The organism is Enterococcus sp. 3C7_DIV0644, from assembly GCF_002141235.1.
GTDB classification, from domain to species: Bacteria; Bacillota; Bacilli; order Lactobacillales; family Enterococcaceae; genus Enterococcus_D; species Enterococcus_D entomosocium.
Genome location: NZ_NGLK01000001.1, coordinates 90,467 through 111,303 on the forward strand (window position 1 = coordinate 90,467; position 20,837 = coordinate 111,303).

General features: G+C 42.2%; 23 protein-coding genes and 1 pseudogene. 11 read left to right on the forward strand and 13 right to left on the reverse strand.

Annotated elements, in window-relative coordinates:
- Window positions 1-36: 36 nt before the first annotated feature.
- Window positions 37-1,023, forward strand: a complete 987-nt coding sequence (locus A5877_RS00455) for a DNA/RNA non-specific endonuclease (RefSeq protein ID WP_008379949.1) — start codon at window positions 37-39, stop codon at window positions 1,021-1,023.
- A 32-nt stretch (window positions 1,024-1,055) separates the two neighbouring features.
- Here A5877_RS00455 and A5877_RS00460 read toward each other — a convergent pair whose 3' ends face one another.
- The gene (locus A5877_RS00460; protein ID WP_016620130.1) at window positions 1,056-1,310 is read right to left on the reverse strand and encodes a LexA family transcriptional regulator; all 255 of its coding nucleotides are present in this window, start codon (window positions 1,308-1,310) and stop codon (window positions 1,056-1,058) included.
- A gap of 341 nt (window positions 1,311-1,651) precedes the next feature.
- Here A5877_RS00460 and A5877_RS00465 point away from each other — a divergent pair, with 341 nt between their 5' ends.
- Window positions 1,652-2,137, forward strand: coding sequence for an AmiS/UreI family transporter (locus A5877_RS00465; RefSeq protein ID WP_086316133.1), 486 nt, complete (start codon window positions 1,652-1,654; stop codon window positions 2,135-2,137).
- A gap of 15 nt (window positions 2,138-2,152) precedes the next feature.
- On the opposite strand, the pseudogene A5877_RS00470 reads toward A5877_RS00465, so the two are convergent.
- Window positions 2,153-3,397 (reverse strand): annotated as a pseudogene (locus tag A5877_RS00470) (glycosyltransferase).
- 161 nt (window positions 3,398-3,558) lie between these two features.
- Here A5877_RS00470 and A5877_RS00475 point away from each other — a divergent pair.
- The 4 genes from A5877_RS00475 (at window position 3,559) to A5877_RS17115 (ending at window position 5,694) form a co-directional block, all read left to right on the forward strand.
- Window positions 3,559-3,951, forward strand: coding sequence for a hypothetical protein (locus tag A5877_RS00475; RefSeq protein WP_005235919.1), 393 nt, complete (start codon window positions 3,559-3,561; stop codon window positions 3,949-3,951).
- Between the two features lie 61 nt (window positions 3,952-4,012).
- The gene (locus A5877_RS00480) at window positions 4,013-4,552 is read left to right on the forward strand and encodes a sigma-70 family RNA polymerase sigma factor (RefSeq protein ID WP_005235917.1); all 540 of its coding nucleotides are present in this window, start codon (window positions 4,013-4,015) and stop codon (window positions 4,550-4,552) included.
- Window positions 4,542-5,264, forward strand: a complete 723-nt coding sequence (locus tag A5877_RS00485) for a hypothetical protein (protein WP_254907405.1) — start codon at window positions 4,542-4,544, stop codon at window positions 5,262-5,264. The genes A5877_RS00480 and A5877_RS00485 overlap by 11 nt, the downstream gene beginning before the upstream one ends.
- A 262-nt stretch (window positions 5,265-5,526) precedes the next feature.
- Entirely contained in the window at window positions 5,527-5,694 is a 168-nt protein-coding gene (locus A5877_RS17115; RefSeq protein ID WP_005235914.1) for a hypothetical protein, read from the forward strand.
- Between the two features lie 242 nt (window positions 5,695-5,936).
- Here the strand turns inward: A5877_RS17115 and A5877_RS00500 are convergent, their stop codons facing one another.
- The gene (locus A5877_RS00500) at window positions 5,937-7,262 is read right to left on the reverse strand and encodes an NAD(P)/FAD-dependent oxidoreductase (protein ID WP_086316134.1); all 1,326 of its coding nucleotides are present in this window, start codon (window positions 7,260-7,262) and stop codon (window positions 5,937-5,939) included.
- Window positions 7,263-7,442: 180 nt separating this feature from the next.
- Here A5877_RS00500 and A5877_RS00505 point away from each other — a divergent pair, with 180 nt between their 5' ends.
- Window positions 7,443-7,631, forward strand: coding sequence for a hypothetical protein (locus A5877_RS00505; protein WP_005226063.1), 189 nt, complete (start codon window positions 7,443-7,445; stop codon window positions 7,629-7,631).
- Between the two features lie 62 nt (window positions 7,632-7,693).
- Here A5877_RS00505 and A5877_RS00510 read toward each other — a convergent pair whose 3' ends face one another.
- The 3 genes from A5877_RS00510 to A5877_RS00520 all read right to left on the reverse strand — a co-directional run bounded on the left by A5877_RS00510 (window position 7,694) and on the right by A5877_RS00520 (window position 10,233).
- Window positions 7,694-8,671, reverse strand: coding sequence for a Gfo/Idh/MocA family protein (locus tag A5877_RS00510; RefSeq protein ID WP_086316135.1), 978 nt, complete (start codon window positions 8,669-8,671; stop codon window positions 7,694-7,696).
- Window positions 8,672-8,694: 23 nt separating this feature from the next.
- Entirely contained in the window at window positions 8,695-9,135 is a 441-nt protein-coding gene (locus tag A5877_RS00515) for a heme-binding protein (protein WP_308810356.1), read from the reverse strand.
- A gap of 72 nt (window positions 9,136-9,207) precedes the next feature.
- Window positions 9,208-10,233: a Gfo/Idh/MocA family oxidoreductase gene (locus tag A5877_RS00520; protein ID WP_086316136.1), complete on the reverse strand. Its 1,026-nt coding sequence runs from the start codon at window positions 10,231-10,233 to the stop codon at window positions 9,208-9,210.
- A gap of 204 nt (window positions 10,234-10,437) precedes the next feature.
- Between A5877_RS00520 and A5877_RS00525 the strand changes: the two genes are divergently transcribed.
- The 4 genes from A5877_RS00525 to A5877_RS00540 all read left to right on the forward strand — a co-directional run bounded on the left by A5877_RS00525 (window position 10,438) and on the right by A5877_RS00540 (window position 13,330).
- Window positions 10,438-11,331 (forward strand): MurR/RpiR family transcriptional regulator, encoded by an 894-nt coding sequence (locus A5877_RS00525; RefSeq protein WP_016611800.1) that lies wholly within the window; start codon window positions 10,438-10,440, stop codon window positions 11,329-11,331.
- Window positions 11,328-12,293 carry a Gfo/Idh/MocA family protein gene (locus A5877_RS00530; RefSeq protein WP_008379972.1) on the forward strand — a complete coding sequence of 322 codons (966 nt, stop codon included), beginning with the start codon at window positions 11,328-11,330 and terminating at the stop codon, window positions 12,291-12,293. The genes A5877_RS00525 and A5877_RS00530 overlap by 4 nt, the downstream gene beginning before the upstream one ends.
- A gap of 159 nt (window positions 12,294-12,452) precedes the next feature.
- Complete coding sequence (locus tag A5877_RS00535; protein WP_005235901.1) at window positions 12,453-12,677, forward strand: hypothetical protein; 225 nt, start codon at window positions 12,453-12,455, stop codon at window positions 12,675-12,677.
- 176 nt (window positions 12,678-12,853) lie between these two features.
- On the forward strand, window positions 12,854-13,330 hold the full coding sequence (locus A5877_RS00540) for a GNAT family N-acetyltransferase (RefSeq protein WP_016611801.1): 477 nt from the start codon (window positions 12,854-12,856) through the stop codon (window positions 13,328-13,330).
- A gap of 69 nt (window positions 13,331-13,399) precedes the next feature.
- On the opposite strand, the gene A5877_RS00545 is transcribed toward A5877_RS00540, so the two are convergent.
- From A5877_RS00545 to mdcA, 7 genes are all read right to left on the reverse strand, one after another.
- Window positions 13,400-14,443 (reverse strand): AI-2E family transporter, encoded by a 1,044-nt coding sequence (locus A5877_RS00545; RefSeq protein ID WP_008379977.1) that lies wholly within the window; start codon window positions 14,441-14,443, stop codon window positions 13,400-13,402.
- A 172-nt stretch (window positions 14,444-14,615) separates the two neighbouring features.
- Entirely contained in the window at window positions 14,616-15,473 is an 858-nt protein-coding gene (locus A5877_RS00550) for a triphosphoribosyl-dephospho-CoA synthase (protein ID WP_016611802.1), read from the reverse strand.
- A gap of 12 nt (window positions 15,474-15,485) precedes the next feature.
- Complete coding sequence (locus A5877_RS00555; protein WP_086316137.1) at window positions 15,486-16,571, reverse strand: acyltransferase family protein; 1,086 nt, start codon at window positions 16,569-16,571, stop codon at window positions 15,486-15,488.
- 24 nt (window positions 16,572-16,595) lie between these two features.
- Window positions 16,596-17,189 carry a malonate decarboxylase holo-ACP synthase gene (locus tag A5877_RS00560; protein WP_086316138.1) on the reverse strand — a complete coding sequence of 198 codons (594 nt, stop codon included), beginning with the start codon at window positions 17,187-17,189 and terminating at the stop codon, window positions 16,596-16,598.
- A gap of 3 nt (window positions 17,190-17,192) precedes the next feature.
- Entirely contained in the window at window positions 17,193-18,875 is a 1,683-nt protein-coding gene (gene mdcD / locus A5877_RS00565; protein ID WP_016611805.1) for a biotin-independent malonate decarboxylase subunit beta, read from the reverse strand.
- The gene (locus A5877_RS00570) at window positions 18,865-19,164 is read right to left on the reverse strand and encodes a malonate decarboxylase subunit delta (protein WP_005226050.1); all 300 of its coding nucleotides are present in this window, start codon (window positions 19,162-19,164) and stop codon (window positions 18,865-18,867) included. The genes mdcD and A5877_RS00570 overlap by 11 nt, the downstream gene beginning before the upstream one ends.
- 25 nt (window positions 19,165-19,189) lie before the next feature.
- Window positions 19,190-20,836 (reverse strand): malonate decarboxylase subunit alpha, encoded by a 1,647-nt coding sequence (gene mdcA / locus A5877_RS00575; RefSeq protein WP_086316139.1) that lies wholly within the window; start codon window positions 20,834-20,836, stop codon window positions 19,190-19,192.
- Window position 20,837 lies beyond the last annotated feature (1 nt).

Consider the following 20,837-nt stretch of genomic DNA (forward strand, 5'->3'; position numbering starts at 1 on the left):
GCTAACTATACATCAATGAAAAGAGAGGCAAAAAAGATGGCAAAGAAAAAAACATTTATCGGATCGGTCACTGCGCTTCTCGCACTCGCAGCAGTCGGATTTAGTTTCCTACACAGTAATGATCTATTCCCAAATCACAAAACACCATCATCAGAAGTGGCAGTCACTTCTGCTAAGGATATTCGTGCAGATGAGCTGGCACAGTTAACTTACCAAGGCACCCAAACGATTGAAGTCAATCAGAACATTCCTGAGTTTTCAGAAGATGATCTTTCCCTTGAAAATGGCGCCTGGGAAGCATACGGCGACCTCGATCACCTCAATCGTGCGACCTCTGCTGAAGCAATGTTGAATCAATCCTTGATGCCCACGGAAAAGCGTGGCGATATTTCCAGTGTGAAACCGACAGGTTGGCGTAATAAACAGCTCCCCAATGGGAAATATTTATATAATCGAACCCACTTGATTGGCTTTGCTTTAGCTGGCGAAAATGCAAACTGGAAGAATCTGATCACAGGGACAAGTCAGTTGAACAATCCCGAGATGTTGCGCTTAGAAATGGATATCAACTATTATCTCAAGCAAGATAAAAATCATTATGTCCGATATTCCGTCACCCCGATCTATCGCGATGACGAGCTGGTTGCCCGTGGGGTACAGATGCAAGCCCAATCTATTGGCGAGGATACGATCCAATTCAACTATTATATCTTCAACATCCAAGATGGTGTCACAATCAACTATGCGGATGGTAGCAGCGAGATTTCCAACGAAGATATGACGCAGCCGGAGAATGCTACAAGTAGTGAAAACAACACGACAACAGCCACTTCTCAAAGCAGTGAAACAGAGGAAAAACAGAAAGAATATGTCGATCAACAAGGAAACGGTTTGATCAAAGGATCAAGAAGCGGCATCTATCATTTGCCCGGATCTAAATACTACGAGGATACTACCAACCCGAAAGAATGGTTCAAAACCATCGCTGAAGCGGAAGCTGCCGGCTACCGTGCACCAAAATAAAAAAGCCTAAGGCTTTTTTATTTTGGTTTTATTTATTCTTCGTTGGCTTGTGCTTGTCGCAACACTTTGACATAGGCCTTCCCTTCGTCTGTAAAACGAACCGAACGTGACTTAAAGCGATAAGCTCGGTAAATCAGGCCTCTTTTTTCAAGACGCAATAAATGACGATAAACCAAAGAAGTTGTTTTTATCTCTTCATTGGCACAGATTTCTCGTATGGTAGGTGCGCAACCTTGAGCTTGCATATATTCGTCAATAAAAAGTAAGATTCGATCTTTTCTCGGCATAATTCCTCCTTTCCGCAAAACAGTCTTCACTGCTGCAAATTCGTAAAAACCGATAAGCTACTGCCTCGTCAGCTTTTTGTCCAATTAATACACTGAAAATCTATTGTTCCTCTCTCTTTTCCCATTCTTCCAACGAGTTAAAGTTCCTTTTAAACGCTGGAATTTTCCCCTTAACGAGAAAAACATCGGCAAGCAGCGCTCTTTGTTATTGATTTTATCAAATTTAACAGCAAAAAATAGTAAATTTGAAAATTATTTTCCTTTTTATTGACATAAAAATAAATAAAGGTATTATTTTTTCTTGGAATTTGTTATTCTAAATTTAAGTAAAGGAGGATTTTATGTTAGGGATCGGCTTATTTTTTGTAGGAATTACTTTGATAATCAACGGCTGGGGAAGTTTACTTCACATTGACTATCGTTCACTTGCTTTAATTAATCTTTTTACAGGTTCGTTATCTTTCATTATCAATCTAATCTATATGCTCCAAGGTGCTTATTATGAAGCAGGCACAGGCTTTCTCTTTGCCTTCACGTATTTACTAGTAGGAATTATTTATCTCTTTGGTTTGGATCTACGGATTTATGGAATTTTTGCGCTATTCGTAGCCATCATTACCTTGCCTTTTGCCTGGGTCTCTTGGCAATGGGAGCAAGATCCCCTTTTTGCACTGATTTGGTTAACATGGGGAGCATTATGGTTTTGCGGCTTTTTGGATACGATCGTGAAGGTAAACTTTGGTCGTAAGATTCATTATTTTGCGATCGCTTGCGGTATCTTCACTACGTGGGTCCCAGGTTTGCTGATGCTATTAGATCTCTATTAAACAATAGTGATTATCTCAATGATAATCACTATTGTTTATTTCTAAAAAGTGCTCAATCTCCTGCATCGCCTTCTGAGGACCATTTGTCGGGAAATGATTCTTTAGCTGGCAGGCTTGTTGGCAAATCTTCAGATCTCCAACCTCTGTCAGAGCAGTTTCCAGCTTTTTCTCAGTTACTGGTTTTGTCAGTGCAATTGCATTGCCATACGCCACGCAGTACTGAATATTGCAGCTTTGCTCATAGTGCATCCCGATTCCGATAAACGGCTTCCCAGAGGCACAAGCTGTTTGAACAGTCCCTTCCCCACCATGGATAAAAGAAAAATCGATATGCTCATGCAATAGATGACTTGGCAGATATTCGGTCAGGAACAAATTCTCTGAGACGTTGTGTTTCCCCTTGAGTAGATGCGTAACCGGAGCAATGATCGCTAGTTCCGGACGGTTTTGTAAGAAAGCTAAGATTTTTCGCACCATGCGCGGATTCCCCGAACTGCCCATTGCAAAATAAACGATTCGTTTTCTTTCCCGCCGCTTTTGTTCAATAAAAGTCAACACTTCTTCTGGCAAGGACGCCCCCATCTTGGCAAAAATCGGCCCCACGATTCGATAATTATCTGGCAGCAGCTCTTTTGTTATAAAGCGTTCAGGAGTGGTGATGAGATTTAAATCAGCGTCCATCATTCGTAAGCTCGTTTCAGGCATAGAAAGTTTTTCTGTTTGGGCAGCGTGTTTGAATGCTCAGGGCATCCAGCGGGATTTTACTAATTGTTTTCTTGTCCAATACCAAAGTGGTTTCCTTAACGGTCCGAAGAAACGCAAACTAGAAGGGATAAACGCGCTATCTGATCGAAAAAAGGGATCACTCATCGCATAGGGTTTTACGTAGACTAAGGGAATCTGTTTGCTGCGAGCAGATAGAAAGATCGTGACATTCGATCCAGTTACAATCACCTGAGGAGCAAGCTTGTCGACCAGTTTTTTTTCGCTCAGAATACGCGCAGCAACCATCTCTTTGGTGAAGGGATTTTTGAATGAGCGCAGTTGATCTAATTTTATGATCTGTTCCTCTTGTTTTTCTGTAAGAGTCGGCGTCAATAAATGGTACGTAAAACCACTTTCAATGATAAGTGAAGCAAAGGTCTTTGAAAAACCAAAGAACTCACAGTGGTGATTTCCTTGCATTTGTTTAGCGACTTCGATCATCCGTGTCGTTTCAGCCAAGTTGAATACCGCAGGTGCAAAAAGAATCATTGGCATGCAATCCTCCTCATGTATCGAGTCCATCCACTCGTTTCTTTCAAGTATACTAAAAGAGCGCATACTTAGGAGAAGTTTTTTGCAGACCTTCTCGTTCATCTTTTTACATTGTTTAACTAAAAATTTGCTATAATAAAGAAAACCTTTCAAGGAGTAAACCAATGCGAAAAAAAATATCTTCCTTGCGGCTTAGTATATTCTCACGCGGGCTCATTCTCTTTGCTTTCTTTTTCTTGATTCAACAATTTTGGGAAATGGTTGTTTCTGACTTTGCACTTTTGCCTTCGCTGGCATTCATCCAAATTCTCTTGATGATCCTTTCAACCTTTCTCATTAGCAAGTTTGTTAAAAAACGCTCGTGGCGGCAAGTGCTTTTTGGCAGCTACCTATTCATCATCGGCTCGCTATTTTCTTTCTGGCTAGCAAATAATCCATTGGAGCTGCAAGCAGTCATTCTTTATATGATAGGCGCTTTTTTTGGCGGCATTCTTTGGGAATATTTGGCCCAGCGCTTGGCAACAGATCTTCTGGCCAAAGAACATGAACCTCGTTAACAGAGGTTTTTTTCTTTTTCTGATAGAAAAGACAAAAATTCTTCGTATATAGTGTGAAGGGGTGAAAAAGGTGCAGGATGAAGAAATCATTGAACGAATCAAAAAGAAAGACTATGCCGGCTTAGAAGAACTGTTAGCTGTTTATGGTGATAGCATGCTGAGGACGATTCATAGTGTCCTCTCCCAACCGCATGAAGTGAGCGAGCGCCAAGATGTAGCGAACGAAGTTTTTTACGAGGTTTGGCAAAAGATTGCTGCGTATCAACCTGACAGAAGCCGCTTGATTACTTGGCTGCTTTTGATCAGTCGTAGTCGTGCGATTGACCACAAGCGAAAGTTGAACAAGCGCTCATTGGAAGAAAAACCTGTTGATGAGCAGGAACTAGCTATTGAAGAATCACCTTTAACAAAGGAAAACTTTTTGGGCTTTATTGAAGACCTTGAAGCCCTTGATCAAAGGATCTTTCTGCTCTACTATTTTTATCAGGAATCACCCGAAACCATTGCAGAGCAGACGGACTTAAATGTCTCAGCAATCTACAATCGTCTTTCCCGTGGCCGCAAACGCTTAAAAGAAAGGATGACTATCGATGGATTTTAAACAGTTAGTCTTAAATGAAAACAATTCACTGACAAAAATATCTGAACAAGAAAAAGCAACAACTTTCGAGTTGTCCAAACAATATGTTTTCTTGCAAGATCTATTAGAGGAGCTTCAGACGCTTTTAGCAAAAGACGAAACGATTCTTGGCTATCTGCCCTTGACGCCAGATGGAAACCTCGCCTTCGCCAATCAAGGGCTTGGCGCCTATGCCTATGCAACAACCGAGAAAGCAAAAGCATACCGTGACATCTTTCATGATACCCGCGGCAATCGTTTGTTGGTTTTCACAGAGACCCGAATGCTTTTTTTGGTCATCATCGACTATCTAGAAAGCAACACCTATTTCAGTTACCCCTATGAGACCATCAAAGCCTTCACCATCAAGCCAAGAAAGCTGATGAAGCACGAATCACCAGAGGATAAAGAACAATTCCATTGGGGCTATTTCGACTTTCAGGCAGGGACGCACATTTTCTCAGAAGTACTGACGAAAAAAGACTACGAATTATTTACGTCCTATCATGAATCGATCCCTGCACTCAAGAAAATTCCGATTCAAAACAAAGTTTACCGAGCAGCGAAATATCAGTATTTCCTGAGTAATTGGCATTTCAGTTTTCGCTTGATGACCATTTTCAACCTGCTCTTCCTGCTGCTGTTTGTATTACTGATTCTCGGATTTTTCTTACACTTTGGTCCACTGAATTGAATAAAGCACCAGATTTTCTACGGAAGAGCACCTCTTGTAGGATTCAAGTGAAAACGAATGCTGCAAGAGGTGCTTTCTTGTCTCGGACTATTGGGACATTCCTAACCGCCCGTTTTTTCATTTCCTTTTGAAATTCTCAGATTTCTTGTGAACTTTTCAGAAGACTCCACTCATAATTTCATACATGCCTAATGAGATTATTTTTTCATTCACGCTTGCTTTTTAGGAAGAAACGTTATGATGATTTTACTTGCTAGGAGGTGTGAAAAATCGAACTTATCGGACATTTGGTCTTTTGGATCCCGTTTTGTCTTTTTCTAGTGATTGGATCGTTTTTCATACAATGGCGGAAACGTTTCGTTTCAACCCTTATTGCAGCGATCCCGTTTCTCTTTTTTATGGTAAAAATATTCAATTATCGGCACTATGAGCCAGATTCTATTTTCATCATCTATTTGGTCGGACTCTTCTTGTCATCGATCTTACTGATTGTTGCTGTCCGTCGGCTTTCAAAAAAAGCCTAAACCTAGGGTTACTAGAAAACAAAGGCATTGCTTAAATGAAACCCAGCCTAACTTTAAGGTTCATTTAAGGTTCACGGACTATAGTCAATACGGACATAATAATTTAGAGCCTGTGCTAGCGGAAACTAGCGCAGGCTTGTTTGTTTATTTATAGAAAATAGGACAAATCGCTAGCAGGTGTGGGGTAGGCAAAAATCATTTGTGCCAGTGCTTCTTTCGATAGCTGATTTTCCAACACAAAAACGAAGTGGTTGATCAACTCATCCGCCAGTGCAGAAAAAATCGTGACAGCAACGATTGTATCAAATGTGTCATAAACCAATTTGATTTTTGCCTCTTGATCATTGATTCGTCGATAGGTATACCAAGAAGAAAGATCTATCACCTCACTATGATATTCTGAGGCATTATCGGCAATCTCTTGCTCACTGATCCCGACTCTTGCCAGTTTTTCCGCACCAAAAACTAGTGTAGGGATCAGTGGATAGCGGATGGGCGTTTTCTGGTCATCTATATGCTCGACAAGATAGGCGGCTTCAAAGCTAGCAACAGGCGTCAGTTTTGGCTGCTTTTTCGCTAGCACATCTCCGATTGCGTAGATGTGTGGTTGACTAGTCTGCAAAAACTCATTTACAACGATCCCTTGTTTTGACGTTTCTACCCCTGCCTTTTCCAGTTGCAGCTGATCGCTATTGGGTCTGCGTCCCGTGGCACCAATCACTGCTTCTACGGTGAGAGACAATGCTTGTGTCTGAATTGTATAGTGGTTTTGTTCTTTCATGATTCGCTGTGTGTTCTGGTTAAAGTGAAACGAAACACCTTGGTCCTGCATTGAACGAACCATTTCTGCGGTCAATTCAGCATCAAATCCTTTTAATGGCTGGTCATTATGATGAATCACATGAACTTCAGCACCTGCTGCTTGAGCAATCATCGCCAATTCGAAGGTAATATATCCAGCACCTATGAAAGCAATCGTTGCTGGCATCTTTTCAAAGGAAAGAAAATCAGTACTGTTTTGTAAATGCTCCTTGCCGACGATTGGCAGTACGGCTGGACGCTGTCCTGTCGCAATGATTATTTTTTCTGCTTGAATCTCTTCTGCGCCCACGATGACCGTATGGACATCACGAAAAGCGGCTTGTCCGTAGTAAGTAGTGATCCCTTCTGCCAGTAGCCCTTGTTTGGTTGACTCCGGCACACGATCAGTATACGAGCGTTTAAACGCCATCAGTGCCGGCCAATCAATGGCTACCTGCCCTTGAACGCCATTGCCTTGCATACGTTTCGCCTCTGTTTTGACTTCTACGCCTCGCATCAGTAGTTTTTTCGGATCGCACCCGCGATTGGGGCACGTGCCACCCCATAAATCAGCTTCGACGATCGCCACTGTCTTTCCTTTGGCTTTTAACCCGTAGGCAGCAGCCGTACCAGCTGGACCCGCTCCGATAATCAGTACATCCACCTTTTTCATCTGTCTCCTCCTTCTCTTAAAAAAATCCTGCTCTTTCTCTTCCCTTCAAGTATAGCGAATCACGGTCAGCCCACAAAACAATTCGCCTTTAACGGCTCCTGCGAATGATCACAATCATCCCTTAAAATTGCGTTTGATATGGTATACTTTTCTTGTCAGTTTAACGACAAAGGAGAATGAATGACTGTGAGTTTTAAACGTTTTTTTCAGCTCTTTCTTTTTTATTTTCTCTCGATTCTGGTGGCCTATGGCCTGATTGCGTTTCTAGCAGTAGATAATTTTTGGCTGGTCGTCTGTTTGATGACAATTGTCGGCTATCTCACCTTGGGTATCCCACTAACCTTATTGAGTTTAAAGAAGAAAAAATAAGACAACACACAAAGACACCAGCAACTTCTCTAAGAAGCTGGTGTCTTTCCACATTGATGCGATTATCCTAATACGATCTGGGCATCTGCCAATGCTTTTTCCACTACTTCCATCACCAGCTTGCTATGTGCAAGGCGTTCCTTGACAAAGGCATGATCATTTTCGTGAATGGCTTGTGCAAAACGGGCAAATTCTTCAAACATACGATGTCCGTGAACGCTTTGATCCTGATGGATTTTTTCCCCATTGACCGGTTCAACGTCATAGCTGGCAAGCATATTCGTCGGCCCATTGACGATGATCGATCCTTTCGTCCCTTGGATCGTTGAGCGAATCGTCGCTGTCGAATCTTTGGCGCCAATACAAACGACTTTTGTTTGTTCATAGTCTAAAAACAGCATGCCAGAAGTATCGATCCCCTCTTCGACATTAGCAAAATAGCGGACACTTTTAGGTTTTCCTAAAAGCCCGACCACAAAATGAATATTATAGATATTGATATCCATCAATGCCCCACCACCCATTTTTGGGTTAAATGCAGGTAAAACGGTTCCCTCTTTGAATGAATCATAACGAGAAGAATATTGCGAATAGTTGCATTCAATCACTTTCAGCTCTCCCAATGTTTCAAGCTGCGCTTTTATTCCTTGGTAGTTGGCTAAGTACTGATTCGTGATGGCTTCCATCAAAAGCACCCCATGGGCAGCAGCCAATTCTGTTAATTCTACTAATTCTCGTGCCTGCAACGTAAATGGCTTTTCACAAATGACGTGTTTGCCAGCGAGGATCGCTTCTTTGGCAAAGGAATAATGCAAATGATTGGGCAATGCGACATACACGGTGTCAACGGAGGGATCCGCCAAACATGCCCCTAACTCTGTATAGACGGTTTGAATCCCGTATTGCTGTTTTAAGTGATTCATTTTCTCTAAATCATTTTCTGTCCCAAAAATAGCGGACAGTTCAAGCTGCGGGACATCCCCTGCCACCGTCAAAAAATCATGGACGATCATGCCTGCCCCTAAAATCGCTAAGTTCATCTTGCTTCCCCTTTTCTATCTTCTTAGATCATTTGTTTCAATACCTCGGTGATCACTTTATGATCCTCTAAATGGGCCAAACCTGACACACAGATAGCACCAGTGACTTCTCTATCTTCGATAATTGGAAAACCACCACCACAAACTGCATAATGTTCGTCTTGTGCCCATTTAGCAAATTGTATATCTCTATCTTTTTGCGCATAGACGTATAGTGAACTATGCCCGCTTTCTAGTACCGTTCGTTCTTTTCTTTCAAGCCAAGGGCTTTCTTTTCGCCCTGCCATTAAAAATCGAATGATCGGCAAGCCATGATGAACAACTTTGATCCCTACAGGCTTCGGGTAGTTCCTTTTAACGTACTGATCAATGGCAATTACCAATCGCAATGCGAGGTCATTGTCAAAATGAGCAAACTGCAGCTGCTGTTCTTCTTGCAGGATTTCTGAAGATTCGATTCGTATCTACTCCTTTACGTTGAGTCAGTTGATGCCTTCAGGCGCTTTGTTTGTCAAAAGCCTCGTAATCACTCTGCCTTATGACTCAGTGATCATTTGATTGATGCCTGTTTCTAGCATTTCGATTTGTAAAATCGTTTCTTCGTCTTTCACGATTTTCTCTTTGCCATGGATGATCGTTTCATAGACGCCCTCGTACACACGGCTATAATCACCAATTTCAGAGATGACTTTTTCTTCATGGTAGTCACCGTTAGCATCCATATAAGTTAGTGTGCCATAGTGCTCTGGCAAATCAATCCCAAAATCGGCATGATCTGGGAGATAAAACTGTTTTAGATGCTCTTCTTGTCGATCCTTCGTTTGTTTTACAAAAACGCCGTTTTCGCCATAAACGACAAAACTAGGCCGCTCTTTTAATCGGAAGTAACTAGATTTGACAGAGACTTTCATTCGACCATAAAACAGATCCAAATCGAAGTAATCATTCATGCGATTTTTTCCAAGCAATTGCCGAACCTCATAATGGACATCGTCTGGTTGCCCAAAATAGGAGATCACTTGGTCCAGTGTATGACAAGCGTGTCCGTACAAGTAGCTAGTATTCAATGAAAATTCGGTCACTGACCGTGGAATCTCTGGACGAAAATAATCATAATGCATCTCTACTTCTAAGAGATCTCCGAGCACGCCGCTTTCGATCACTTTTTGCGTAGTCAAAAAATCGGAATCAAAGCGGCGATTTTGATAACATTGCACAAATAAGCCTTTCTCTTGCGCCAGTGCGAACAATTCCTTTGCTTGTGCCGAAGTTTCCGTAAAAGGTTTTTCGATCAAGACATTTTTCCCATGGAGCAAGACATCCTTGCCTAATTCATAATGCAAATGACTGGGGGTCGTGACCACAACTAATTGAATTTCAGGATCACGGTAGATATCCTCTAAGTCAGAGGTGTAATGAACGCCTTCTAGTGTTGGCCAGGTCAGCTTGCCGCTTGGTGAATAGATCGTCTTTACTTTGATCTTATCCTGCAGCTTGGTTGAAAAAGGCAGATGGTAGCGATTGGTGCTTTTTCCGTTTCCGAGATATGCGATAGTTAACATTGTGACGCCTCCTATGAATTGATAGCTTGATTATTGCTGATATCCTTCGAAATGAGAAGTCTTTTGCCAAAAACAGGTTCTTTTGACCAGACTTTTTCGCAAACTGCTGAGTGGTTCTGAACATTTTTACCAAATTGCCAAAAAGGTACAGTTTTTGCTTTTGGTTTTCTTTGTCCTAGGCTATGATTAGAAAGAGGTGGTTTGATGTTATTAGGAGATAAATTACGGCTTCAAGAAGGATTGACCAATACGGAGAAGCGGCTTGCCGATTATATTTTGCAAAATATCAATGATGTGCCTTCGTTGACGATTGAAGTCATCGCTAAGCATACATACACATCCCACTCTTCCGTCATTCGTCTAGCCAAAAAGATGGGGTATGAAGGATTTAAAAGTTTTCGCTTAGGTCTGGCTGAAATTGCCCATAATCAGATGTTCAACCCAACCTTTGTTGACGCGAATTTTCCCTTTTCGCCCAAGGATCAAACACCTGATATTATGAAAAAAATGGCCGATCTAACGATCAACTCGATCCACAAAACCCACGCTCAGGTCGCTCCAGAAACGATGGAAGCAGTGGTGCAATCGTTGGAAGCTGCGCAGCGGATTTTCTTATTTGCTCGCGGTGATTCTCAGATCCGGGCAAGAAGTTTTCAAAATAAGTTGGTCAAAATCAATAAGTATCTGATCATTGCGGATGAATATGGGGATGATGCGTGGAATGCATCGAACGTCACGCAAAATGATTGTGCCGTGTTTATTACCTATCGTGGGAAAAATACACAATACGAAAAAATCATGCAACACTTTCGTGATGTTGGGGTACCAGTGATCGTAATCTCTGGCAACGCCCATGCGAAAATCATCCCATTAGCGACCCATGCGATCATCGCTTCTCATGATGAACGTGATTTTCTCAAAGTCGGTACCTTTTCTTCACAGGTCGCCTTTGAGTATATTTTAGATTCACTGTTTGCCTTGCTGTATGCCAAAGAATATCAAAAAAATATTGTCGAGTTAAGAAAAAAACAATCTGTTTTGGAATCAGGGATTCTCTCAGAATACCCGTCAACTGAAGAAAAGAGGGAAATGAAATGATCAATTGGGGAATTATTGGTGCCGGAAATATCGCCAATCGCTTTGCTGCAAGTTTAGAAAATTTTCAAGATGCCCAGCTTTATGGGGTTGCTTGTCGTACGATGGAAAAAGCGCAAGCGTTTCAAGCAAAATTTCCGTGTGATGCCGTCTTTGATAACTACCAAAACCTATTAGATGATCCAGCTATCGATATCGTTTATATTGCTTTGCCGCATTTGTATCACTATGAATGGATCATCAAAGCCTTTCAAGCAAAAAAAGCTGTTTTATGTGAAAAACCAGCAACCTTGACTGCACAAGAAATGCGCGATGTACAAAAACAAGCCCAAGCACACGAAGTCTTCTTTATGGAAGCCATGAAGCCACGCTTCACCCCAGCGTATCGCAAACTAAAAGAACTTGTGGATGGTGGTCATATCGGTGAGCTAACAAGTGTCACGACTACTTTTCGCCGCCATTTACCAGTCGAAGGCAGTTCTTACCATTATCTGCCAAAACAAGGGGGTGCTTTACTGGATATGGGGATCTATAACTTAGCCTTTATCCAAGATTTTTCACCAGAAAATTTAACTGCCGAAATGATCGATTACAGCCTTTATGAAACTGGGGTTGATACCTATGTTGAAGCACGCTTTGTCAGTGAAGACTTTGTTGCAGTGATTGAGACTGGATTTGACCAAACAAAAGAGACGGTGGCGGAATTACAAGGAACAAAAGGGAAAATCACGATCCCCAACTTCCATCGCCCCGCTTCTTTTACCGTGACGATTGACCAAGAAGACACGGTCTATGATATTGGGTACGAGATCGATGATTTCCATTCAGAGATTCAAGCAGTTCACACCGCTCTTGCACAAGGACAACTCGAAAATTCCCTGATGTCCTTAACGGATAGTATTGCCTGTATCGCTTTAGCAGATGAACTAAGAAGCTTGCTAGATGCGGAAAAAAAAGACAATTAAGATCATGCCCCATCGTTTTTGAATAGAACTGACCAGTGGCTACCACTCGGTCAGTTTTTTGTATCAAAAATTGAGCGCTTTCTTTGACGGTATCGAAATGGTTATATTATATTTATTGAGTATATTTTTATACAAATAGAAAAAGAAAGGAAAACGCCCATGACACCAGAAATTATTACGTATCTTATTTGTTTATTGACCTTCGCTTATCTAGCTGTGACGATTTTTACTTTTGTAAAAAATCGCCGGACAGGTGACGGTTATCGCCTCCGAATTTTTTACGTGCTGGCAGCAGCCCTCGTCTTTTTGCTTTCCGTTTATGCAATCGCTACCGGTCAAACCTATGACGACTTGGTTACATCGATAAATGATCTTTTTCAATAAAACACCGTTGGCACGAAGCCCTGCGGATCTCTTCGTTTTTGAACCTCTGGTTGAGGGAAGGATCAAAACGGAAACGAGCCAATGAAAGACTGCTCTTCGATGGCTTTTTCATCAGGACCTTCTATACCGAATCAATGTCTTTCAACAAATGATGTCTGACTTTTTATGGAGTGTGCATGCTCATTCAGCTTAAAGAAGCGAAGCTTTCCGATTTACTTTCTATCTACTTGATACAAAAAGCTGCCTTCAAATCTCTCTTTCTCCGTTATCAAGATGGAGAAACTTCTCCCTATTTACAAAGTTTTGAGAAGCTAAACGCAAAGTTTTCTGCGTCGAATACCACTTATTATTTAATCATGACCGCTCAGAAAACCGTGGGCTTCCTAAAACTGACGGTTGAGCAGGAGCATACGACGAAGCTATCTTCCATCGCCCTTCTTCCCTCCTACGAGAACCGCGGGATCGGTAGACAAGCAATGACCTTGATTGAAAGGAACGTACAAACAGATACGATACATTTGAATACGATCCTGCAAGAACCCAAGCTGGTTCACTTTTATCATTCTTTGGGGTATTCCCCAACAGGCAGGTTTCAAAGCACCTCTTCAGCAATCTGCTTTGTCTCCTTTACGAAAAAAATTGCTGCGAAATAAAAAAGCCATCTCGCCTTTCATCGGCAGAGATGGTTTTTCTATCAATTGCCATCCTTTACAGCAATCATTTTATTGGTCCTGCAAGGTGTCATCGGTTTTTTTACGCAATCGCGGAATCTCTTTCACATTCATTAAATCTAAAAAGAAAGTAAACAATGGGATCCCAATGATCAAGCCCCACAAACCAAAGAGATGTTCGCTAAGATACAGGAGAATAAACGTGTAAAACATCGGAATCTCTGTTTTATTGGCCATCAAGCGGGGATTTAAGATATAGGATTCCAACGCATGAACAAATACTATGATCAAAAGAATATAGATCACGTCATTAAATCCGCCGATAGAATAGGCAATAAACGTCAATGGAATACACGAGATGATCACACCAGCAACAGGAATCAAGCTGAGAAAGAAAATCATCAACGCCAAACTCAACAGCTGCGGAAAGCCCATCACCGCTAAGGCGAAGACAGTGATTGCTGTATTAACTAAGGCGATCACCAACTGCGTCTCAATCACATTTCCGAAAGCACGCGTAAACTTAGCTCCTAAATAGTAAACATCTTCAAAGAACCACGCCCCTCGCCCTTGCAAAAATAGCCGAGAAAACGCAACGGTCTTTTTGTTATCGATCATAAAGAAGAAACTAAGCAGAAATGAGATCAGCACCGTCAATGCCAACTCACCGAAATTATACAGATAATTGATCACGACTAGAACGCCGCTTTGTAATTTCTGAATATATTCACTGGTTTGCAATAAATTCAAGACATATTCGATCAATTCATTGTTGGAGTCTGTCCGTTGGTAGAAATCAGCAACGGAATTGACTAATTGGACGGATTGTTTGATGATGATTGGTACATAATTTGTTGCTACTAAATAAAGAATAAAAACAATCAAGCTGTAAGTCAGGATGCTCGTAAGCTTAATGGGCAGATGACTTTTTCGATGGAGCAAAAGAACCAGCCGATAAATCAGATACGTAAAGATAAAGGTCAGCAAAAGAATGGTCATCATACTGCGAAACAAAAAAAGAATGCCCGCAAGCATAAACAGGACCGTCCAGCGCCGCAACACAAGATTTTGAAGAAAAGCATTATAGTATTTCATCTGTAACTCCTTTATTCGTTGCAATGGAGCAACGAAGCATTTCAGTAGTGCCTAAGAATTATCTAATCATTAAACTATGCAAATAGCAAGAGATTTTATTTTTCTTAATCGAGCGAAAAAATGAAACAAAAAATCCTTAGAAGAATCGTTGGCTTTCTTCTAAGGAAAAGAGTTATTGGTAAACGGTCTTTCCTTCGTTTACGGGTAAAACCGAGTTGATGGACAATAAAAAGAAGCTGGCAGCCAACAGATCAGCACTGCCGCCTGGAGACACATTTTCTGACTGGCAGAAGGCTGCTAGTGCATGAAATGCTGGGTTCGGCAACGCTTGCTGATTGGCTTTTTGTGCGAGTTGCTGAACCAGTGCCAGTACCTCTTGATTGCTGCGGTATAAAATACACGTATCGTCCAGTGTAGCGATGATCGCCAACAGCATGTGGAGCCTTTTTTCAGTCTCATTGGAACAATCCCGAGAAAAATAATCCGCTAGAGCGATTTGAACATGGGGGAACCCAGCAGCAGCTTCCCCATACGCACCGAGATGTCCATATTTGGCTTGAACAGTTTTGCCATGACTTTCCGTTTGTTGAGTCAGCGCATGATCAGGAAATGCAGTGAGAAGCTGGATGTCAGAAAAGACTTCTGGCAAAAAAATCCGCTGTTTGCGACTAAGTTGGCTACTGACGGCGCTGATGAGCAAGCCTAATGCCCAAATGGCTCCTTTATGAGTGTTGATGCCACCAGTGGCTGCCAACATCGCCTGTTCTGCCTTCCGACCGATTGCAGCGATTGCTTCCCGCAACTCTTGAGACATGCTGCTTCCCCAAGACACCAAGGCCATTTCTTCAAAGTATGGCGTCAATGCTCGAGCTGATCGCAGAAAGAGTGCTTGATCCATATCGTGATGGGCACCTGAATCAATGGCATCCACTAACCCAGGTTTTGGGGACAATGTCACTTCTGCAATCAAGGCTTCTTCTACCAATTGGGCGAGTCGTCGACAATTTTCTTCTACAGCAAATGCAAACATCCAACTCCTCCTCTATTTTTTGATTTGACCTTTGATCGTTACCCATAAAACATGCAAAACATAGCTTGTTAAAAAACCACAGCTGGCAGTTGCCAAATAAGCGACGATGATCATGATGCCCATTGGCAGTTGCAGCAACAAATCTTTGAAGCATAGCAACAAAACTTGAAAGACAAAAACATTGGCAAGATAGGTTCGATACGCATAAGTAGATAGCCACTTAAATGTCCCTAACTGAGGGGCATTGTTCTTGATCATAGTTGACCCAAACATAAAGACTGCAAAAATCAATACTAAGCTATATAAGCTTTGCAATGTATTTAAATACGGTGCATGAGCGAAACTTAGATCACCTGCATAATGTAGCAGATGATTGGCAGATAATAGCCCCAATGCTAAACCCACTGGCAAGAAAGCATAGCGAATCTTGTATAGGAAGCGATAGACAGTTTCGTGATAAATCAAAGCGGCTTCGCCATAGATCCCATAGATCGCAAAGCTAAAGACAAACCGATCCAATAAATACCAGTTTTCATGATGCGGTCCTTCAAAAACTTGGCGATCATAAAACACATACCAAGCGGCATACAAAGCAGTTGCGACGATCAATACTGGCCAAACAGCTTTTTTCTTCGTCAACACTTTGTAACCTAACCAGACAAAAAACGGCATCAACAATTGGATCTGCAGCATCATGATCGTATACCACAAGTGTGGCGCCGCATCCCCCGTCACATATTTCAGTAAAAACGTTGCTGTATCAGCATAAGGTTTTCCTTGTTGGACAGCGGGAAAGAGCCATAAATAAGCCGTCGTCCAAAGCACATATGGCACGACAAGTTCAAAAAACTTTTCTTTCAAAAATTCTAGATAAGACAGATGTTGACTTGTCTTAACCATGTTATAAACAATAGCAAAAATAAACAGGGGTGCGGTAAATTTCACCAAGACATAAAAGGTACCGATGAATGCTGCAGTCTTTTCATCTTGGGTATTGGATAAGGCAAAAGTCAAAATCGTTTGCATCATTACTGCTGTCACGGCAAATACTTTTTGGAAATCACTGATGTTGATTTTTAAATCGTTGTTCTCAAACATGTTTTTCGCTCACTTTTCTAATAATTACCAAATCTCAGTGGTGAGTTTTGGCCCTTCGTCTGTTTTTACTAAGATTTTTTTTGATGGATGTTCCAAATACTCCTTTAAGGCAAACCCGCCTTGTTTTGTGATAACTTGAACATCGATCTGTTGAAAAAAGGCTGCCTGCTTTTCCAATAGTTCCAATGGCAGCTTTTCTTTCGTGTCGGCATAAAGCAACAGATCTAAATCACTTGTCGGCTTGATTGCTGCCTGTTTTGCAGCTAATTCAAAACCCAAACTGCCACCAATTCCCCAAGAATAGTACTTCAATAAAAGCCGTGCTTTTTGATAGCTGCGGTAAACTGGATAATTGGCTACTTCATTGAATCGGAAGCTCTCACGACTGGTCAATTCCCAAGGATGGATCGTTCGTTTGATCATGTTACAGGGTGCCTCAAAGGCAAACCGTTCTTGCCGCTTTTCCCCGCGCAACCCCACGGGTAAATAGCTAGGGTTGCTGGGTTTCCCACGACGGACGGTCGCAAAAAGCTGTTCTTTTTCAGAAAACCATTTCGGAATATCAATCATATCAAGAACTTCTTTATCTAATTGAATGATATCGTGGGCACGGTTCATTCGTTACTCATTCCATTCTGCATTCATTTTTTCAAATACGTTATTCGTTTCCAGCCGGCCGCTCTTTTTAGCGATCGGATTGGTGTAGCGACTGGTCAACATCGTGTCATTCGTTTTACGCACATCATCAATCGCCTCATTGATCGCTTCAATTACAGTCGCTTTGCTTTCAGAGGTGACAGACTGATCCGTAATGGAGGATAAGAAAGTGAAGATTGCCCCAAGTTTCGTATAATTTTTGATATCATAAGCAATACTTGGTACTTTTTCCGCAGCGGCTTCAATCGCGGCAATCGACCGTTTGGTGACCCGACTTGCACTTTCTTTTGACATTGCCTGAACAGTGATTTTTTCACTATTTAGTGCGATCAGACGACTTGATTGCAAGCCATGCGCTAAGAAAGCCCCAGAGATCGCATTACCAGCGATAAAACCGATCACTGGATGACCCGCTTGGCGTAGTTTGGCATAAGCTGCCGCACTGTTTGCTAAAGCTGCATGAATACCAATCAATTCTTCATTGTAGCCATACGCTTGGCTAGGGACATCGATGACCGCAATGATTGGTCGTTTGACTGCTTTCTCTTTGTCTTCTTGATAAACAGTTTCTAACAGGTGGCCCATCTCATACCCTTCGACTAAACCAACTTCTCCCTTGCGTACCCGATACATCGGATTAGTTGGGTTTGGCACGATCGCTGTAACAACGACTTCTTCAGTAAAAAGGTCAGATGCAGCTGCATAGACAGTTGCACTAGTTGAGGTTGGGAATTGCAGATTCGTCAATGCTGAAAACCAGTGATAACCGATACTGTCAGCAGCAGCTTCTTTGCCTTCTGTTACAGTAATAGGTGCCACTCCAGTTGCTTTATGCGCTGCAAGAGCCTTATTGTATGCCTCGATAGTCAGCGGCTTTGATAGATCAAGTTCGTTTAAAAGAGAAAGATAAAAACCACTTTTTTCGCTGCGATGACTGTCTTTCTTTTTAACCATCGCCGCAATCACAGCTTCTTGGATCGATTCGACACTGTCAGTCACTAGTTCATCGATCATTTGTGCTGCCAAACGTTGTTTGGCGCCAATGGTGTTCCAAATCAAATCTTTATCACTGGAATCAAATTCTCTCACGCCAGCTTCTTGTTCGATGACTTCAGGACCGTTCAAACCGATACGGGCTTTCTTCGTCGCTATCAAGTAGCTCATAAGTGCTGAGGTAATCGACATACCGCCAAAAGAACCCACCCGACCTGGCACTAAGCCAATCACTGGCACATACGATTTTATTGCAACGATCAAATTGCCGATTTCTGCAATCGACAATAAGCCGTAATTCGCTTCTTGGAGGCGTACGCCACCAGTATCGAGGATGATGATCGGTGTGATCGGATTGCCCTTTTGGTTTTCTTCCAACACATGAGTCAATGCCGCGATGATTTTAGCACCAGAAACTTCACCGATCCCGCCACCTTGGAATTTTCCTTCCATAGCGATCACGACCACGTTTTCTCCAGAAATCGTTCCACGGCAAACAACGATCCCATCATCGCTTTGTGGCACGATGTCTTGAGCCACCAGATTGGGTGCGATCATTTGGTCGAATGGATCGATCAATTCACGACCGCTCTTGGCATCCAATAATGCGTGCACCCGTTCTCGGGCATTTAATTCTACAAAACTATTCTTCATCTGCTAGTTCCTCCATTGCTTGGGTTAATCGTAGGTAAACCACACCGGGAGTGGCGCCAAAGTCGTTGATCACTATTTGCGCACTGATTGGATAGCGCTCAAAAAAACGTGTCAAGACATTTTGCCACACATCGCCAAAGCCATCACTTCCTGTACAAACTGAAACGGTGGTTTCTTGTTTGTCCGTTGGAAAAAGCAGAATTTCCAAGTCACCAGAACCAACCACGCCAACATGGACTTTTTTGGTGACTGGTTTCGTTGTTTGATACGTATAAGCTAATTTTTCCATCTCTTCTTCTCTCCTCTTGCTCTTATTAAGACCACGTTCTGAATTTCATTGGCGGTTCATACAACCCATCGGACCATTCGATCAAATCATCAACGGTTTGAGCTGCTAGCAATGATCGTTTGGCATCACTGCGTTTGATCCCTAAGTCTTCTGGTAATTTCACGATTCCCGCTTTGCGCAAGGCATCCAGAGAAGCTTTTGTGCTGGTCATTCCTAGTGGGGTTACACCACCGATGGCTGCGATTGCTGCTTGTTTTTCCTCTTTTGAGTTTGCTTTATAAAGATAAGCGATGCCTTCTTCTGTCACGATATGCGTCGTATCTTCGCTATAGATCATAATTGGGGCATTGGCTAAACCAGCTTGCTTTTGGACAGCCAACGCATCTAACGTTTCTACAAAAACAGGTTTTTTATTGGAACCATACGTTTCAACCATTTGAACGACTAATTTTTGTCCTTTTGCTAAAGGATCTGTTTCATCCCGTAAGGATTGCCAAGCTGGAGTCGAATGCCGACGGCCCCCCGGATTATGCCCCATATTTGGTGCACCACCAAATCCAGATAAGCGGCCTTTCGTCACTGTAGAAGAATTTCCTTGATAATCCAGTTGTAAGGTCGAACCGATAAACATATCGATGGCATATTGACCTGCAGTTTGGGATAATGCTCGATTGCTGCGCATCGAGCCGTCTTTTCCGACAAAGAATACATCTGGACGAGCGGCAATGTATTTTTCCATACCAACTTCCCCACCAAAACTGTGGATGCTTTCGACCCAACCAGATTCGATAGCTGGAATCATCGTTGGATGAGGATTCAAGACCCAGTTTTTCGCTACTTTTCCTTTGATTCCAAGCGTTTCTCCATAGGTTGGTAAAAGTAACTCGATCGCAGCGGTATTAAAACCGATCCCATGATTCAACGATTGTACTTCATGTTCTGCATAGATTCCTTTTAATGCCATCATCGCCATCAAAATTTGTAATTCCGTAATGTTTTGCGGATCTCTCGTAAAGAGGGCTTCTAATTGATACGGTTGGTCTGCTACCACGACGACATCGATCCAATCGCTGGGAATGTCGACCCGCGGCAAACGATCGACCACTTCATTAACTTGGACGATCACAATCCCATCTTTAAAGGCTGCTGCTTCGACGATCGTTGGCGTTTCTTCCGTATTGTAACCTGTATAAAGATTTCCTTGGCGATCGGCTTTGTCCGCCGCCACAAGGACCACATTCGGAATCAAGTCGATAAATAAGCGACCATATAATTCCAAATACGTATGAATGTCCCCTAATTTCATGGTTTTGTCTTCAATCATTTGGGCAACGCGCGTACTTTGTGCGCCTGCATAAGAAAAATCGATTTTCGTTGCAATGCCTTTTTCAAATATCGTCAAATGTTCTGGACGGGAGATACTCGACATGATCATATGCAAATTGTTGACTTTTTGAGCATCGACTTGTTCTAAGCTTTTTGATAGAAAGCTTGCTTGTTTTTGATTGTCGCCTTCAAGGACCAATTTGTCTCCCGGACGGATCAACTGTTCTAAGACTTCAATGATTGCTTCCGTTGGGACATATTTTCCATCGAGAAGATGCTCGATTTTTTTCATGGTTTGGGCTTTCTTTTCACGTTTACTTGCCCAGTTTCTTGCAGGTTTTTCCATT

What these genes read in the sequence shown, in the direction of transcription:
- A5877_RS00520 (WP_086316136.1), bottom strand. Translation starts at nt 10,233, where the DNA reads ATGTTAACTATCGCATATCTCGGAAACGGAAAAAGCACCAATCGCTAC.
- A5877_RS00510 (WP_086316135.1), bottom strand. Translation starts at nt 8,671, where the DNA reads ATGAACTTAGCGATTTTAGGGGCAGGCATGATCGTCCATGATTTTTTG.
- A5877_RS00530 (WP_008379972.1), top strand. Translation starts at nt 11,328, where the DNA reads ATGATCAATTGGGGAATTATTGGTGCCGGAAATATCGCCAATCGCTTT.
- A5877_RS00465 (WP_086316133.1), top strand. Translation starts at nt 1,652, where the DNA reads ATGTTAGGGATCGGCTTATTTTTTGTAGGAATTACTTTGATAATCAAC.
- A5877_RS00545 (WP_008379977.1), bottom strand. Translation starts at nt 14,443, where the DNA reads ATGAAATACTATAATGCTTTTCTTCAAAATCTTGTGTTGCGGCGCTGG.
- A5877_RS00475 (WP_005235919.1), top strand. Translation starts at nt 3,559, where the DNA reads ATGCGAAAAAAAATATCTTCCTTGCGGCTTAGTATATTCTCACGCGGG.
- A5877_RS00485 (WP_254907405.1), top strand. Translation starts at nt 4,542, where the DNA reads ATGGATTTTAAACAGTTAGTCTTAAATGAAAACAATTCACTGACAAAA.
- mdcA (WP_086316139.1), bottom strand. Translation starts at nt 20,836, where the DNA reads ATGGAAAAACCTGCAAGAAACTGGGCAAGTAAACGTGAAAAGAAAGCC.
- mdcD (WP_016611805.1), bottom strand. Translation starts at nt 18,875, where the DNA reads ATGAAGAATAGTTTTGTAGAATTAAATGCCCGAGAACGGGTGCACGCA.
- A5877_RS00460 (WP_016620130.1), bottom strand. Translation starts at nt 1,310, where the DNA reads ATGCCGAGAAAAGATCGAATCTTACTTTTTATTGACGAATATATGCAA.
- A5877_RS00505 (WP_005226063.1), top strand. Translation starts at nt 7,443, where the DNA reads ATGACTGTGAGTTTTAAACGTTTTTTTCAGCTCTTTCTTTTTTATTTT.
- A5877_RS00570 (WP_005226050.1), bottom strand. Translation starts at nt 19,164, where the DNA reads ATGGAAAAATTAGCTTATACGTATCAAACAACGAAACCAGTCACCAAA.
- A5877_RS00535 (WP_005235901.1), top strand. Translation starts at nt 12,453, where the DNA reads ATGACACCAGAAATTATTACGTATCTTATTTGTTTATTGACCTTCGCT.
- A5877_RS00560 (WP_086316138.1), bottom strand. Translation starts at nt 17,189, where the DNA reads ATGAACCGTGCCCACGATATCATTCAATTAGATAAAGAAGTTCTTGAT.
- A5877_RS00550 (WP_016611802.1), bottom strand. Translation starts at nt 15,473, where the DNA reads ATGTTTGCATTTGCTGTAGAAGAAAATTGTCGACGACTCGCCCAATTG.
- A5877_RS00525 (WP_016611800.1), top strand. Translation starts at nt 10,438, where the DNA reads ATGTTATTAGGAGATAAATTACGGCTTCAAGAAGGATTGACCAATACG.
- A5877_RS00555 (WP_086316137.1), bottom strand. Translation starts at nt 16,571, where the DNA reads ATGTTTGAGAACAACGATTTAAAAATCAACATCAGTGATTTCCAAAAA.
- A5877_RS00455 (WP_008379949.1), top strand. Translation starts at nt 37, where the DNA reads ATGGCAAAGAAAAAAACATTTATCGGATCGGTCACTGCGCTTCTCGCA.
- A5877_RS00540 (WP_016611801.1), top strand. Translation starts at nt 12,854, where the DNA reads ATGCTCATTCAGCTTAAAGAAGCGAAGCTTTCCGATTTACTTTCTATC.
- A5877_RS00500 (WP_086316134.1), bottom strand. Translation starts at nt 7,262, where the DNA reads ATGAAAAAGGTGGATGTACTGATTATCGGAGCGGGTCCAGCTGGTACG.